A 15,451-nucleotide genomic window follows, 5' to 3' on the forward strand; every position below is an offset into this window, starting at 1 on the left:
GTTCGATGGCAACAGACGAATCCCAGTTCCGTGAGGCAGGGCGGCCCGACCCCGACGCCCTGCTGGCTTCAGCCGGCCGCGGCAAGCGTGGCCGGCTGAAGATTTTTCTCGGCATGGCGCCGGGCGTCGGCAAGACCTACGAGATGCTGACGCAAGGTCGGCGCGCCCAGAAGGAGCATGGCGAGGTGCTCGTCGGCGTGGTCGAGACGCATGGTCGCCGCGAGACGGAGGAGCTGCTCGACGGGCTCGAGGTCATGGCGCGCCGGCCGCTCGAGCATCGCGGCCGGCTGATGATGGAGTTCGACCTCGATGCGGCTCTCGCGCTGAAGCCGAGGCTGCTGCTGGTCGACGAGTATGCGCATTCCAACGCGCCGGGCAGCCGCCATCCCAAGCGCTGGCAGGACGTCGAGGAACTGCTGCAGGCCGGCATCGACGTCTGGACGACCCTGAACGTCCAGCATCTCGAAAGCCTGGTCGACGTGATCTGGAAGATCACCGGCGTGCGCCAGCGCGAGACGGTGCCGGACAGCGCCCTCAGCCGTGCCGACGAGATCGAGCTGATCGACATCACGCCGACCGAGCTTCGCCAGCGCATGGAAGAGGGCAAGGTCTACGTCCCCGAGACGGCGCGGCTTGCCGCCGGCAATTTCTTCAAGCTGGAGAACCTGACGGCGCTGCGCGAATTGGCGCTGCGGCGGGCGGCCCAGACGGTCGACGACCATCTCAACCAGGCGATGAAGCGCGCCGGCGTCGAGGGCCCCTGGGCTGCGGGCGAGCGCATCCTCGTGCTGATCGGACCCGACGCCATGGCCGGCTCGCTGGTGCGGGCCGGACGACGCCTCTCCGACATGATGATGGATGCGCCCTGGACGGTCGCCCATGTCGAGCGGCCCGGCGGGGCGGAGCCCGATTCCGGCCGCGGCGCCCATCTGGCTGAAGCGCTCAAGCTCGCCGAACAGCTCGGCGGCGCCAGCGTCGTGCTGAATGGCGACGATCTCGTCGGCGCCGTGCTCGACTATGCGCGCCGCAACAACGTCACCCAGATCGTCGTCGGCAAATCGCATCGCAAGGGCTGGCGCGGCTGGTTCCATCGCTCGCTCGCGCCGGAATTGCTGAAGGCGCAGAACGGTGCGGCGCTACACATCATCACCGAGGTGACGAGCGGCCCGGTTCAGCCTGCGAGCCCGAACACGTCGCCCGCCAGATTCAGCTGGCTCGCCCATCTCGGCGCGATCGCCATGGTCGGGCTCGTGATCGGCCTCGCCGAGCTGATCGACAAGCGGGTCGAGAACGTCAACCTCGCCATGCTGTTTCTGGTCAGCGTGCTCGGTGCCGGTCTCGCCTTCGGCTTGTGGCCGGCGGTGACGGCGGCGGCGCTCGCGGCCTTCGCCTACAACTTCTTCTTTCTGGAGCCGCGGCTGTCCTTCTGGATCGGCCACCCGGCGGATGTCCTGACCTTCCTCGTCTTCTTCGCAGTGGCGCTGACGACGGGCGGCCTGACCGGGCGCATCCGCGACCAGGCCAAGGCGACGGCGCGGCGCGCTTCGGCGATCACCGCCCTGCTCGCGGCCAGCCGCCGGCTCTCGGCCGCGGCGCGGCGCGAGGACGCCGCCGCTATCCTGGCCGAGCAGGTCTCGGCTGCGACCTCCGGCAAGGTCGTGGTGCTGCTTCCTGTCAATGGCGAGATCGCTCCCGCCGCCGGTGCCCCTGAGCTCGAAGCGCTTTCGACCGCCGACATGACCGCGGCGCGCTGGACCTGGAGCCGCGGCGAGCCGGCCGGGGCCGGTACCGGGACCTTGCCCAATGCGGCCTGGACGTTCCGGCCGTTGCAGGGCGTGCGGGCCCGTTCCGGCGTCGTCGGGTTCGAGCCGAAGGCGCTGGCGACGGCCGAGAACGCGCGCTTCGCAATGGCGCTGCTCGACCAGGGCGCGATTGCGATCGAGCGGGCCGAGCTCGCCGCTGCGGCTGTCGATGCCGAGGCGCTGCGCCGCAGCGACCGGCTCCGCTCCGCCCTGCTCAACTCGGTGAGCCACGACCTGCGCACGCCGCTCGCCACCGTGCTCGGCTCGGCGACGACGCTGATCGACTATGGCGAGGGTATGAAGGCGGCCGTGCGCGACGACCTCCTGCTCTCGATCCGCGAGGAGGCCGAGCGCCTGAACCGCTATGTCGGCGACCTGCTCGACATGACCAGGCTCGAAGGCGGGGCGCTGGTGGCGCGGCGTGACTGGATCGACGTCCGCGACGTGATCGCATCGGCGCTATCGCGCATTTCGCGCCGGCTCGGCCAACGCCGGGTCCAGCGCGACTTCCCAGCCGAACTCTCGCTCGTCAGGGCCGATGCCGGGCTGCTGGAGCAGGTGCTGGTCAACATCCTCGAGAACGCCATCGCCTATAGTGAGGATGGTGCCCTGATCGAGGCGGCCGCCTATGAGGATCGCGGCAATGTCGTGATCTCGATCGAGGATGAGGGTCGCGGCATCCCGACCGCCGAGCTGGAGCGCGTCTTCGAGAAGTTCCGGCGGCTGGAGGAATCGATCGATCGCGGTGGCGAGCGCGGCAAGGGTGCTGGCCTAGGCCTCGCCATCGCCAAGGGCTTCGTCGAAGCCATGGGCGGGCGCATCGCCGCCGCCAGCCCGATCCATGACCGCCCGGACGGCAGCAAGGGCGGCACCCGCATCCTGATCAGCCTGCGCAAGGACGCCGCGGGTGGAGAAACCAAGTCATGACCGCCTTTCGCCCGCGCATTCTCGTCATCGACGACGAGCCGCAGATCCACCGTTTCCTCGGGCCGGCGCTCGACGCCGCCGGCTACGAGCCGATCCGCGCCGACGACGCCACGACTGGCCTGCGCGAGATCGCCCGCAAGCCGCCGGACGCCGTCGTGCTCGATCTCGGCCTGCCCGACATGGACGGCAAGGAGGCGCTCGCCAAAGCACGTGCCTTCTATGACGGGCCGGTGATCATCCTCTCGGCCCGCGACCGCGAGACCGAGAAGATCGACGCGCTCGACGCCGGCGCCGACGACTATGTAGAAAAGCCCTTTGGCGTCGGCGAGTTGCTGGCGCGCCTGCGCGTCGCGCTGCGCCATCGCCTCGAACGCCAGGGCTCGGAGCCGGCGCTGCAGGTCGGCAATGTCGAGATCGACCTGGTCAACCGCCGGATCAGCAAGGGCGGTGCGGCCGTGAAGCTTTCGCCCAAGGAATACGACCTCTTCGCCTGCCTGGCGCAGGGCAATGGCCGCGTGCTGACCCACAAGCAGATCCTCACCGCGGTCTGGGGCCCGGCCCATGAGCATGACGTGCAGTATCTGCGCGTCTTCGTCGGCCAGCTCCGGCAGAAGCTCGAGGACGATCCGGCCGAGCCGAAGCTGATCGAGACCGAGCCGGGGGTGGGGTATCGGCTCGGCGGGCTGGTGTGAGGCTTCGTAAATCCACGCATCAATCTGGCTGTCATCCCGGACAAGCGGTGAAGCCGCGCCGATCCGGGATCCATTCCGGAGCTTGTCCGAAAGAGGTTCCGGAATGGGTCCCGGGTCTCCCTGCGGTCGCCCGGGACGACACGCGCAATATGGATCACGACAGTATGATTTTTTCCGCTCGGCCCGTTGTCGGGACAGCCCGAAGAGAGATTTCCTCTTTTTGAACGGGAATAAGAAAAATCACACTACCGCGCGTGAATTGATGCTCCAAGGCCAGTGCCTTATGTAAAACGTTCGGAATAGCGAACGTAGCGAGCATTATTCATGGCTGCCGCCAAGCGCCCTGCCCTGCCGGTTATCCTGCTGGCCAACGACCTGCTCGATGGCGATGTCGTCTTCGCGGCGGGCGATGCGACTGGCCTGCACTGGTCGCGTGATCCTGGTGCCGCGCTGGTCGGCGATGACGATGCGACCGCCGACCGGCTCGATGCCTTCGCCGCCGCCGAACTCGGCAACCAGCATGTCGTCGATGCCTATCTGGTCGATGTCGCGATCGAGGACGGCGTGCCGGTGCCGCGCCACTACCGCGAGCGGATGAAGACGACCGGCCCCAGCATCCGGCGCGATCTCGGCAAGCAGGCCGAACTGCCGCTCGCCCCAGCTTTCCTGAGAGCCTGACGCATGTATCGCTACGATGAATTCGACGAACGCTTTGTCCGCGAGCGCGTCGCGCAGTTCCGCGATCAGGTCGGCCGCCGGCTGAACGGTTCGCTGACCGAGGACGAATTCAAGCCGCTTCGCCTGAAGAACGGCGTCTATCTGCAACTGCATGCCTATATGCTGCGGATCGCGGTTCCATACGGCACGCTGTCGTCGAAGCAGATGCGCCAGCTCGCGCTGATCGGCGAGCGCTATGACCGCGGTTACGGCCATTTCACCACACGCACCAATCTACAGTTCAACTGGCCCAAGCTGCGCGACATCCCGGATATTCTCGACCTGCTCGCCGATGTCGAGATGCATGCGATCCAGACCTCGGGCAATTGCATCCGCAACGTCACGGCCGACCATTTCGCCGGCGTTGCCCAGGACGAGGTCGAGGACCCGCGCCCGACCGCCGAGCTGATCCGGCAATGGTCGAGCCTGCATCCCGAATTCGATTACCTGCCGCGCAAGTTCAAGATCGCGGTCACCGGTGCCGAGCACGACCGCGCCGTGATCAAGGCGCACGATATCGGCCTGCGCATCCTGCGCCATCCCGACACGCATGAGATCGGCTATGAGGTCATCGTTGGCGGCGGCCTCGGCCGCACCCCGATGATCGGCAAGGTCGTGCGCGAGTTCCTGCCCAAGGCCGACCTGCTCGCGTATCTCGAGGCGGTCATGCGGGTCTACAATCTCGAAGGCCGGCGCGACAACAAGTACAAGGCCAGGGTCAAGATCCTCGTCCACGAGATCGGCACGGAGGAGTTTTCCCGCCGCGTCGAGGAGGAGTTCGCCAGGCTCGACGGCCCCTCGGTCAATGCCGATCCGGCCGAGGTCGCGCGCATCGCCGCCTACTTCGCGCCGCCCGCCTACGAGACGCTGCCGGCGACCAGCGGTGCCTTCGAGGCGGCCAGGGCCGGCAATCCCGATTTCGCCCGCTGGGTCGAGACCAACCTCACGCCGCATCGCCAGCCGGGCTATGCCGCGCTGACGATCTCGCTGAAGCCGATCGGCGCGCCCCCCGGCGATGCCACCAGCGAGCAGATGCGCGTCGTCGCCGACCTTGCGGATGAGTTCTCGCTCTCCGAGATCCGCGTCACCCACGCGCAGAACCTCGTCCTGCCGCATGTGAAGCTGTCGGATCTGTTCGCGGTCTGGCAGCGCCTCGGCGCGGCCGAACTCGCGACGGCCAATGCCGGGCTGATCACCGACATCATCGCCTGCCCCGGCCTCGACTATTGCGCGCTGGCGACGGCTCGCTCGATCCCGATCGCGCAGGCCTTGGCGCAGCGCTTCGCCGATCCCGTCAGGCAGAAGGAGATCGGTGTGCTCAACATCAAGATCTCCGGCTGCATCAATGCCTGCGGCCATCACCATGTCGGCCATATCGGGATTCTCGGGCTCGAGAAGCGCGGCATCGAATCCTACCAGATCACCCTCGGCGGCGACGCGACCGAGAACGCCGCGATCGGCGAGATCCTCGGCCCGGGCCTCGCCGCCGAGGAGGTGCCGGATGCGATCGAGCGCATCGTCTCGGTCTACCTGGCGCAGCGCCAGGCCGGCGAAAGCTTCATCGACAATGTTCGCCGCCTCGGCCTCGCGCCGTTCAAGGCGGCTTTCCAGGACACCAACCGGGAGGTCAGCCATGCCGTTGCTTGATCGTCACGGCGCCAAGACCGAAATCTGGACGCGCAGCGAAGGCGCAGCGATCGACAACATCTCGCACGCGCTGGTCGATTGGGCGGCGCTGCCGGAAGCGCTGGCGCAGAAGACGCGCGACCAGCGCATCGGCGTCGTCATCCCCAACACCGTGCGCATTCCCCAGCTGAAGCTCCTGATGCGCCAGCTCTCGCTGATCGCGATCAGCTTTCCCTCCTTCGGCGACGGGCGCGGCTTCAGCCTGGCGCGGCTGATCCGCAATCACGGCTTCACGGGCACCCTGCGCGCCAGCGGCCCACTGATCGCCGACCAGTTCGCCTATGCCATCGCCTGCGGCTTCGACGAGGTCGAGCTGCCCGAGGCGAGCGCGGCGCGCCAGCCCGTCGAGCAATGGGTCAATGCGCTCGGCCAGATCAGCCATGGCTATCAGCGCGGCTATGGCGACAGCGGCAACATCCTCGACCGGCGCCGTTCGGCCCGGCTGAAACATGTCGCGGCGGGCTGAGACGATGCACGGTTCGGTCCAATCGAGCCTGCGCCGGCCCGCCGACCGCCATAGCGACGATGAATGGGAGGAGGCCATGCTGAGCGATATCGACCGTGCCATCGGCCAGTCTGTTTCCGCACCGCGCGAGCGCTGGTTCGATCTTTGCTTCCGGCTTATCATCCTGGTCCTTGCCGGCCTGTGGCTGTTCGTGCCACCTGCGGGCGACAGCCGATTGCCCCCCGATGTGAAGGCCGCAGCGACGCAACGATGAGCGCAAGACGCCCGGAGACAACCACCGCGCGCCGGATCGACCGGCTCGCCACCCTGCCGCTGTTCCACAAGCTGGAAGGGCGCAAGGTCGTGCTCGCGGGCGCGAGCGAAGGGGCGCTCTGGAAGGCTGAACTGCTCGCCGCCGCCGGCTCCGAGCTGCTGATCCTCTCCGGCGATCAGCCTGGAGCCTTCGGTGGCCTCGCTGCCGACCCGCCGGCCGGCTCGGTGACGGTGTTGCCGCGCGCCTGGCAGGCGGATGATCTCGACGGCGCCGCGCTCGCCATCGCCGATATCGACTCGCTCGAGGAAGCCAAGGCCTTCGTCGCCGCAGCCCGGCAAAACGGCGTCCCGGTCAATGTCGTCGACAAGCCCGAGTTCTGCGATTTTGCCTTCGGCTCGCTGGTCAACCGCTCGCCGCTCGTCATCGCGATCTCGACCGACGGCGCCGCTCCCGTCTTCGGCCAGGCGATCCGCGCCAAGATCGAGGCGTTGCTGCCGGCGGGCCTCAAGGCCTGGGCGCAGGCCGCACATGACTGGCGCCCGATGGTCAAAGCGCGCGAGCTCGCCTTTCCACTGCGCCGCGATTTCTGGGAACGCTTCACCAGCCGGGCTCTGGCCGAGCCGCAGCGCCAGCCCGAAGAGAACGATCGCCGCGATCTCGCGAGGGTGCTCGACGAGATCGAGCGCGGCGGTACGCCGAACGGGCGGGTCACGCTGGTCGGTGCCGGTCCCGGCGATCCGGAGCTGCTGACGCTGAAGGCGATCCGGGCGCTGCAGAGCGCCGACATCATCCTCTATGACGACCTCGTCTCGGCAGGCGTGCTCGAGCTTGCCAGGCGCGAGGCCAAGCGCATGCTGGTCGGCAAGCAGGGCTACGGCCCGGCGGTGAAGCAGGATGACATCAATGCGATGCTCGTCTCGCTCGCCGGCCAGGGCAAGCATGTCGTCCGCTTGAAGGGTGGTGACCCCGGCATTTTCGGCCGTGCCGGCGAGGAGATCGAAGCCTGCCACCGTGCCGGCATCCCGGTCACGATCGTGCCCGGCATCTCGGCGGCGCAGGGCGCGGCCGCCTCGCTTGGTCTCTCGCTCACCCATCGCGATCATGCCCGTCGGCTGCAGTTCGTTACGGGTCATGCCCGCGACGGCAAGCTGCCGCAGGATCTCGACTGGAAGGCGCTTGCCGACCCCGCCGCGACCACGGTGCTCTACATGGCGCGCGCTACGCTGCCGCTGTTCCGCGAGAAGGCGCTCGCGGCGGGGCTCGACCCGGCTACGCCCGCTGTTGCCGTGCTCGGCGCAACCACCCCGACTGAAATGCGGATCGCGAGCACGATCGCGCACCTGCCGGAGAGGCTGGGCGAGCTTCCGAGCAAGGGGCCTGTCCTCGTGCTGATCGGCCACGCCATGGGCGCTGCGCTGCCGGCTGCATCGAGCGGCAACCTGGCGCACGGCTGACGTGAACCAAACCGCCGGAGATGCGTTTTCTCTCTGGCGCGAAAAGTTTGGAAGGGCTCTACTGCCTCCGCTAGTTGAGCGATGACCGCCAATTCAGTACGTTCTGTTTGTTTTTCAGAACAGTTTTTTGAGCCGTTCACGCGGTTTTCTGAACTGTCCGACACGGAGCACTGAGATGACGCGACAGAGACTTCACCGCTTGCTGCAAGCCGGTCTGGCGCTCGGGGCCTTTGCCGTTTGCTTCGGCGTGATCGGCGGTGCGCGCGCGCAGACCGAGCTGCTCAACGTCTCCTATGATCCGACCCGCGAGCTCTATCGGGAGATCAACGCGGCCTTCATCGCCGACTGGAACGGCAAGAACGCCAAGAAGATCGGCACGATTCGGCAGTCGCATGGCGGCTCGGGTGCGCAGGCCCGCACCGTCATCGACGGCCTCAATGCCGACGTGCTGACGCTGGCGCTCGCCGGCGACATCGACGCCGTCGCCGAGCGCTCGAAGAAGCTGCCGCTCGACTGGCAGAAGCGGCTGCCGCAGAACTCCTCACCCTACACCTCGACCATTGTCTTCCTCGTCCGCAAGGGCAATCCGAAGGCGATCAAGGACTGGGGTGACCTGGTGAAGCCCGGCGTTCAGATCATCACGCCGAACCCGAAGACCTCGGGCGGGGCGCGCTGGAACTATCTCGCCGCCTGGGCCTATGCCGAGAAAGCCTTCAACAAGGACGAGGCCAAGGTCCGCGACTATATCGGGAAGCTGCTCAGCAACGTCCCGGTGCTCGACACCGGCGCGCGCGGGGCGACCACGACCTTCACCCAGCGTGGCATCGGCGACGTCTTCCTGTCCTGGGAGAACGAGGCCTTCCTGGCGCTGAAGGAGTTCGGCGAGGACAAGTTCGACATCATCGTGCCCTCGCTCTCGATCCTGGCCGAGCCGCCGGTTGCGATCGTCGACGGCAACGTCGATACCAAGGGCACCCGTGCCGAGGCGCAAGCCTATCTCGAATTCCTCTACACGCCGAAGGGCCAGGCTATCATCGCCAAGCACTACTACCGCCCCCGCAATCCGGAAGCTGCCGACCCCAAAGACATCGCCCGCTTCCCGAAGGTCGAGCTCGTCACCATCGACGAGAGCTTCGGCGGCTGGGCCAAGGCGCAGCCCACCCATTTCGGTGACGGCGGCACGTTCGACCAGCTCTACAAGCCGGCGCGCTGAGCATGACGGCGGCAGTCTCCCGCTGGCGCGAGCCCAGCATCCTGCCAGGCTTCGGCCTGGCGCTGGGTATTACCGTAACGGCCCTGTCGCTGATCGTGCTGATTCCTCTGGCCGCGCTCTTCATCAAGGCGGCGAGCGCCGGCCCGGCCGACATCTGGGCCGTGGCGACCTCGCCGCGGACGCTGGCCGCGTTGAAGCTCTCCTTTTTCGGAGCCTTCTTCGCCGCGGCAGTGAATGCCGTCTTCGGGCTGATCCTGGCCTGGGTGCTCGTCCGCTATGATTTTCCGGGCAGGCGCCTGATCGATGCGGCGGTCGACCTGCCCTTCGCCCTGCCGACGGCCGTCGCCGGTATCGCGCTCGCGGCGATCTATGCACCCAATGGCTGGGTCGGCAGCCTGCTAGCCCCCTATAATATCAAGGTCGCCTATACGCCGCTCGGCGTGATGGTGGCGCTGATCTTCATCGGGCTGCCCTTCGTCGTCCGCACCATCCAGCCGGTCTTGGAGGAGTTGCCTGCCGATATCGAGGAGGCGGCGGCGCTGCTTGGAGCCAGCCGCTGGCGCACCGTTTTCTCCGTGCTGCTGCCGCCGGTGCTGCCGGCCCTGCTGACCGGCTTCGTCCTCGCCTTCGCGCGTGCCGTCGGCGAATACGGCTCGGTCATCTTCATCGCCGGCAATGTGCCGATGGTCTCCGAGATCGCACCATTGCTGATCGTGATCCGGCTGGAGCAGTTCGACTATGCCGGGGCGGCCGTGGTCGCGACGATCATGCTCCTGCTCTCGTTTTCGCTGATCCTGCTCGTCAACCTGATCCAGGCACGCGCCCGCCGGAGGTTCGGCGATGTCTGACGCCAGCCTGCCCTATCAGATCGAGGACCTCGCGCCCGCCCGCGCCGCACGGCGCGTCAAGGGCGAGTCCCGCATCGTCCAGTTCGTGCTGGTTGCGATTTCGCTCCTCTTCCTTTGCCTCTTCCTGTTCCTGCCGCTGATCTCGGTCTTCGTCGAGGCCGGGGCGCGTGGCTGGCACGCCTACCGTGAGGCGATCCTCGAGCCCGATGCCTTGGCGGCGATCCGGTTGACCCTGCTCATCGCGGCAATCGCGGTGCCGTTCAACGTGATCATCGGCCTGGCGGCCGCCTGGGCGATCGCCAAGTTCGAATTCCGCGGCAAGAGCCTGCTGATCAGCTTCATCGACCTGCCCTTCTCGGTCTCGCCGGTGATCTCGGGTCTGGTGTTCGTGCTGCTCTTCGGCGCGCAGGGCTATTTCGGCCCCTGGCTCGCGGCCAACGACCTCAAGATCATCTTCGCCGTGCCGGGCATCCTGCTGGCGACGATCTTCGTGACCTTCCCCTTCGTCGCGCGCGAACTGATCCCGCACATGCAGTCGCTCGGCTCGGCCGACGAGGAGACGGCGCTGACCTTGGGCGCCTCGCCCTGGCGCACCTTCTTCACGGTGACGCTGCCGAATGTGAAATGGAGCCTGTTCTACGGCGTGCTGCTCTGCAATGCCCGCGCCATGGGCGAGTTCGGCGCGGTCGCCGTCGTCTCGGGCAAGATCCGCGGCGTGACCACGACCATGCCGCTGCATGTCGAGATTCTCTACAACGAGTACATGGGCGCCGCCGCCTTCGCCGTCGCCTCGCTGCTAGCGGGCCTTGCCCTCGTCACGCTCGTCCTAAAAAGCGTCCTGGAGTGGCATTTCGCCGACGCGATCGCCGCCAGCCGCCGTCACTGAGTGGAACAGCCCATGTCGGTCGCCGTCACCATCGAAAGCGTCGAGAAGCGCTTCCAGAACTTCCCCGCCCTGCGCGGCGTCTCGCTCGACATCCAGCCGGGCGAACTCGTCGCGCTGCTCGGTCCCTCCGGCTCGGGCAAGACGACATTGCTGCGCGTCATCGCCGGGCTGGAACAGGCCGAGCGCGGCCGCGTGCTCTTCGGCGAGACCGATACCCGCGAGCTGTCGCTGCGCGAGCGCCGGATCGGCTTCGTCTTCCAGCACTATGCGCTGTTCAAGACGATGAGCGTCGCCGAGAACATCGCCTTCGGCTTGAAGTCGCGTCCGCGCGCCGAACGGCCGAGTTCGGCCGAGATCAAGAAGCGCGTCTCCGATCTCCTGGAACTCATCCAGCTGCCGGGCCTCGAAAAGCGCTATCCGAACCAACTCTCGGGCGGCCAGCGTCAGCGCATCGCGCTCGCCCGGGCGCTGGCAATCGAGCCGCGCGTGCTGCTGCTCGACGAGCCTTTCGGAGCCTTGGACGCCAAGGTCCGCAAGGATTTGCGCGCCTGGCTGCGCGAGTTGCACCGGCACACCGGCCATACCACCGTCTTCGTCACGCACGACCAGGAGGAGGCGTTGGAGCTCGCCGACCGGGTCGCGATCCTGCATGATGGCCGGCTCGAGCAGGTCGGTTCGCCCGACGATGTCTACGACCATCCGGCGACGCCCTTCGTCTGCCAGTTCCTGGGCGACGCCAACCATCTGCCGGTCAAGGTCGTCGGCAGCCAAGCCTTCTTCCAGGACCGGCCCGTGCTGGGCGGTCTGCGCCAGAATCAGGGCGGGCCGGCCTCGCTCTATGTCCGGCCGCAGCATTTGCGCATCGTCGATGATGCGCCGCTCGCTCTGCCCGGTGTCGTCGAGCATCTGCGCCGGAACGGGCCACTGCGCCGCGCCGAAGTCGCCGTCGAAGGGCTGCCAAGGCGGCTCGACGTCGACCTCGCCAGCCAGGTCGCGCCGGCGATCGGCGAGCGGATCCGGCTGCGCATCACGCATGGCAACCTCTTCGCCGCGGCCTGATGCCGCCCTCGCCTTTCGCGCACCGGGCGGGTTATCCCTGTCGCCTGACATGTTCTGACGACAGGAGATGGCCATGAAGGCGCGAGCGAAGTGGGTCGAGGGCATGGCCTTCCTGGGGGAAGCCGGCAGCGGCCATGCAGTGGTCATGGACGGTGCGCCTGAATATGGCGGCCGCAATATCGGCATTCGGCCGATGGAGATGCTGCTGATCGGGCTCGCCGGCTGCACTGGCTTCGACGTCGTGCAGATCCTGAAGAAGGGCCGCGAGGCGGTGACCGGCTGCGAGGTCGAGGTCGAGGCGGAGCGCGCGACCGAGGACCCCAAGGTCTTCACCAAGATCCACCTCGCCTATCGCATCAGCGGCCGCGGCCTGTCGCAGGCCAAGGCCGAGCGCGCCGTCACATTGTCGAAGGAAAAGTACTGTTCCGCTTCGATCATGCTGGGGGCGACCGCGCAGATGAGCACCTCGCTCGTGATCATCGAGGAACTGCAACAGGAGGCCGCCGAATGACGGACATCCCGACCTCGGGGCTGGTATCGCCCAACGTCCTGGCCGGAGCGCTGGGTTCGCCCGATCTCGTCATCATCGATATTCGTGCCGCCGCCGAGGGCGGGCGCCAGGCCTTCGAGGCCGGTCATATCCCCGGTGCCGTGCACAGCGACTACGCCGCCGACGGCTGGCGCGCCAAAGTCGGCAATGCGCCCGGCATGCTGCCGCCGCTCGACCATCTCGCCGAACTGGTGGGGCGGCTCGGCGTCACTCCCCCGAGCAAGGTGGTGATCGTCCCCGCCGGGCTCAGCGCCAGTGATCTTGCCGCCGCGACGCGCGTCTACTGGACGCTGAAGCTGATCGGCCACGGCCAGCAGGCCATCCTCGACGGCGGCTTCGACGGCTGGCGAACTGCGCCCGGCCTGCGGATCGAGACCGGTCCGTCCAAGCCGGTGCCGGCCTCGCCTTACCCGGTGGTCGTGCAGCAGAAGCTGCGCAGTACCGCCGACGCCACGCTCGTTGCTTCGCGCAGCAAGCTGGCGACGCTCGTCGATGCTCGTTCGGCCAGCTATTTCGAGGGACAGGAAAAGGCGGCGGAAGCTGCGCGCGCCGGGCGCATCCCCGGCGCCGTCTCGCGCGACTATTCGGCGGCCTTCGACCCTTCGACCGGGCGGTTCAAGCCTGCCGGAGAGCTCGGCACGTTGTTCGGCCCGGTGCCGAACGGCCCGGTGATTTCCTATTGCAACACCGGCCACACTGCGTCGCTGAACTGGTTCGTGATGTCGGAGCTGCTCGAGCGCGAGGAGGTCTCGCTCTACGATGGCTCGATGACCGACTGGACACAGGACCCGGAGCGGCCAGTCGCGATCGGAGGCGGCTGAGCGCCCCGCGGCTCAGTGCTGGGGTGGTGTGGCGTACCAGTCGCCCGGCAGAGCTTGGCGGAGAGCCTGCTTCAAGATTCCGACAAGATGGTCCGTCGCGACGTTGGAAACCCCATCGACGCGGTGCAGGACGAGGTCGATGGAAGGCAAGGTCGGCAAGCCGTATTCGGCCGGATCGAGCATCCGCACCGATTTTGGGTGACCTATCGGCGTACGAAGCGCGAGCCCGAGTCCGGCTGCGGTCGCCGCCCACAAGCCTGCGAGACTGGGGCTGACAAACGCCACTCGCCAAGCTGTGCCCTGGCGATCGAGCTGTTCGCAAGCGATATCTCGTAGAAGGCAGGGCGTTTCGAGAAGGGCAAGCGGGAGAGGCTCGCCACGATCGTTACGCCATGCATCATTCGCGGCGGCGAGCCAGCAGAGCGGCACGCTTGCTATGCGTTCGACGCGAGCAGGACGTTCTCCTCCATCCCAGGCGAGAGCGATATCAAGCTGCCGGGATGCAATCTTGTCGACCAGTTCGCCGTTGCGGGCTATCCGGCCCTCGATGCGGACCTTCGGGTGAGCTCGGGCGAACTGTCCCAGGACGCCAGGCAAGATCGTTTCACCGAAATCCTCCTGTAGTCCGAGGCGAATCCAGCCTTCGAGATTGGCCCCGCCTACGGCGCCGAGCGCCTCATCGTTGAGGTCCAGGAGGCGTTGGGCGTAGGAAAGGAGGGTTTCGCCAGCGTCGGTCAATCTCAGTCCGCGCCCTGACTTGCGAAGCAGGGTAACGCCCGCCTGCTCCTCCAATTTCTTGAGTTGGGCGCTCACCGCTGAGGTCGAGCGGCCCAGCCGCTCGGCGGCCCGGGCAAAGGATCCCGTTTCGAAACCCACTGCGAAGCTGCGCAAAGCATCGAGATCAAGATTGGTAGGCCGCATAACTGTCCTGAAAAACCGGATCTTTCGTCCTGAATTATTCGATTTTCCGCACAGTTGTCGATCGCCAGAATGGCGTTGTCAAATGAAGAGGAAGTCAGAACTCGATGAGCGCTGCGTTCGAAACGGAATCCGAATCTCCGACCAGGATGACGGTATGGCGTGACGGATCGAATATCACCGCGGCCCCGCCCGACATCGCCAATCGGCCATTTCTCGCTCAAATGCTGCTGTCGAGCAGCCGAGAAGGCGACATGACCGCAATGCGGGTCTTCATGGAGCCGGGCACGATGACGAACTGGCACAGCCATCCGCGTGGTCAGCTCCTGTTCGTCGTCAGCGGTGTCGGCCATGTGCAGCGTCACGGCGAAGCGGCCGAATGTGTTCGCGCCGGCGACACCGTCTGGTTCGCCGCGGGTGAGCGCCATCGGCATGGCGCCGCATCAGACAGTTCGTTCAGCTATCTCAGCGTGCAATGCGTCAGGGATGGCACTGCGGTTCGTTGGCTGGACACGGCCGAAAGCGAGGAGGCCGAGCAATGATCGCGATGCAATACAGTCTGGTCTTTCCAGCTGACTACGACATGACGATCATCGAACGGCGCATTCGCGACAAGGGGCCGTTGCTTGACGGCTTTCCGCACCTTCGTTTCAAGGCCTATCTGTCTGCGCGCAAGGACGAGATCGATTTCGCGAGCCCGGAGAATCTCTATGCGCCGTTCTATCTCTGGGACAGGCCGGATGGGGTCAGCAACTTCCTGACCGGCCCCGGCTTCGCTCAACTGACAAAGGACTTCGGCTGGCCAAGTGTCGACATATGGCTGATCTGGCATAGCGTCGTCGCCGTCGACGTCGCGGACGCGCGCTTTGCGAGCCGTCACGTCGAGGCCATTTCGCCCTATCGCGATCTGACGGAACTGAAAAACGAGTCGATCCGATGGGCCAAATCGGATTCACCGAAAGGAGCCTTGGCAGTCGTCGTTGGATTTGATCCGAAAGGATGGCGCCTGGAGCGTTTTCAACTTTGGCGAAGCGCCCCGTCGCCTTCGGACGTCGCCGACCAGATCTACCGCGTTGGCCACGTATCAGAGGGTCCCCAGGCCTGAGCCGCGGCCAATTCCGGCGAAGCCGCTGCGTGTCATCACCTTTCGATTTGGGCC

At 66.6% G+C, this 15,451-nt stretch carries 16 protein-coding genes; 15 read left to right on the forward strand and 1 reads right to left on the reverse strand.

What is annotated here, in order from left to right; translation table 11 throughout:
- Positions 1-5: 5 nt before the first annotated feature.
- From BMZ21_RS01255 to BMZ21_RS01315, 13 genes are all read left to right on the forward strand, one after another.
- Positions 6-2,729 (forward strand): sensor histidine kinase, encoded by a 2,724-nt coding sequence (locus BMZ21_RS01255; RefSeq protein WP_091828948.1) that lies wholly within the window; start codon positions 6-8, stop codon positions 2,727-2,729.
- Positions 2,726-3,421 carry a winged helix-turn-helix domain-containing protein gene (locus BMZ21_RS01260; protein WP_091828950.1) on the forward strand — a complete coding sequence of 232 codons (696 nt, stop codon included), beginning with the start codon at positions 2,726-2,728 and terminating at the stop codon, positions 3,419-3,421. The genes BMZ21_RS01255 and BMZ21_RS01260 overlap by 4 nt, the downstream gene beginning before the upstream one ends.
- A 324-nt stretch (positions 3,422-3,745) precedes the next feature.
- A complete protein-coding gene (locus tag BMZ21_RS01265; RefSeq protein WP_091828952.1) occupies positions 3,746-4,099 on the forward strand; it encodes a DUF2849 domain-containing protein in 354 nt (117 codons plus the stop codon).
- A gap of 3 nt (positions 4,100-4,102) precedes the next feature.
- A complete protein-coding gene (locus BMZ21_RS01270; RefSeq protein WP_091828954.1) occupies positions 4,103-5,785 on the forward strand; it encodes a nitrite/sulfite reductase in 1,683 nt (560 codons plus the stop codon).
- Positions 5,772-6,290 (forward strand): DUF934 domain-containing protein, encoded by a 519-nt coding sequence (locus tag BMZ21_RS01275; protein ID WP_091828956.1) that lies wholly within the window; start codon positions 5,772-5,774, stop codon positions 6,288-6,290. The genes BMZ21_RS01270 and BMZ21_RS01275 overlap by 14 nt, the downstream gene beginning before the upstream one ends.
- Positions 6,291-6,294: 4 nt before the next feature.
- Positions 6,295-6,543: a hypothetical protein gene (locus tag BMZ21_RS01280; protein WP_143079622.1), complete on the forward strand. Its 249-nt coding sequence runs from the start codon at positions 6,295-6,297 to the stop codon at positions 6,541-6,543.
- Positions 6,540-7,997: a siroheme synthase CysG gene (gene cysG, locus BMZ21_RS01285; RefSeq protein WP_091828962.1), complete on the forward strand. Its 1,458-nt coding sequence runs from the start codon at positions 6,540-6,542 to the stop codon at positions 7,995-7,997. Before BMZ21_RS01280 ends, cysG begins: the two co-directional genes overlap by 4 nt.
- A gap of 175 nt (positions 7,998-8,172) precedes the next feature.
- Positions 8,173-9,210: a sulfate ABC transporter substrate-binding protein gene (locus BMZ21_RS01290; RefSeq protein ID WP_091828965.1), complete on the forward strand. Its 1,038-nt coding sequence runs from the start codon at positions 8,173-8,175 to the stop codon at positions 9,208-9,210.
- A 2-nt stretch (positions 9,211-9,212) separates the two neighbouring features.
- Positions 9,213-10,058: a sulfate ABC transporter permease subunit CysT gene (gene cysT / locus BMZ21_RS01295; RefSeq protein ID WP_091828968.1), complete on the forward strand. Its 846-nt coding sequence runs from the start codon at positions 9,213-9,215 to the stop codon at positions 10,056-10,058.
- On the forward strand, positions 10,051-10,944 hold the full coding sequence (gene cysW, locus BMZ21_RS01300; protein ID WP_091828970.1) for a sulfate ABC transporter permease subunit CysW: 894 nt from the start codon (positions 10,051-10,053) through the stop codon (positions 10,942-10,944). Before cysT ends, cysW begins: the two co-directional genes overlap by 8 nt.
- A 12-nt stretch (positions 10,945-10,956) precedes the next feature.
- On the forward strand, positions 10,957-12,003 hold the full coding sequence (locus BMZ21_RS01305; protein ID WP_091828973.1) for a sulfate/molybdate ABC transporter ATP-binding protein: 1,047 nt from the start codon (positions 10,957-10,959) through the stop codon (positions 12,001-12,003).
- A gap of 73 nt (positions 12,004-12,076) precedes the next feature.
- Positions 12,077-12,514 (forward strand): OsmC family protein, encoded by a 438-nt coding sequence (locus BMZ21_RS01310; protein WP_091828976.1) that lies wholly within the window; start codon positions 12,077-12,079, stop codon positions 12,512-12,514.
- Positions 12,511-13,374, forward strand: coding sequence for a sulfurtransferase (locus BMZ21_RS01315; protein ID WP_091828979.1), 864 nt, complete (start codon positions 12,511-12,513; stop codon positions 13,372-13,374). Before BMZ21_RS01310 ends, BMZ21_RS01315 begins: the two co-directional genes overlap by 4 nt.
- A gap of 12 nt (positions 13,375-13,386) precedes the next feature.
- Here BMZ21_RS01315 and BMZ21_RS01320 read toward each other — a convergent pair whose 3' ends face one another.
- On the reverse strand, positions 13,387-14,295 hold the full coding sequence (locus BMZ21_RS01320) for a LysR substrate-binding domain-containing protein (protein WP_091828982.1): 909 nt from the start codon (positions 14,293-14,295) through the stop codon (positions 13,387-13,389).
- Between the two features lie 251 nt (positions 14,296-14,546).
- Between BMZ21_RS01320 and BMZ21_RS01325 the strand changes: the two genes are divergently transcribed.
- Positions 14,547-14,834 carry a cupin domain-containing protein gene (locus BMZ21_RS01325; RefSeq protein WP_342029014.1) on the forward strand — a complete coding sequence of 96 codons (288 nt, stop codon included), beginning with the start codon at positions 14,547-14,549 and terminating at the stop codon, positions 14,832-14,834.
- Positions 14,831-15,397 (forward strand): DUF4865 family protein, encoded by a 567-nt coding sequence (locus BMZ21_RS01330; RefSeq protein ID WP_091828987.1) that lies wholly within the window; start codon positions 14,831-14,833, stop codon positions 15,395-15,397. The genes BMZ21_RS01325 and BMZ21_RS01330 overlap by 4 nt, the downstream gene beginning before the upstream one ends.
- Positions 15,398-15,451 lie beyond the last annotated feature (54 nt).

Origin of the sequence: Allobosea lupini (genome assembly GCF_900109525.1) — a bacterium.
Lineage (GTDB): Bacteria > Pseudomonadota > Alphaproteobacteria > Rhizobiales > Beijerinckiaceae > Allobosea > Allobosea lupini.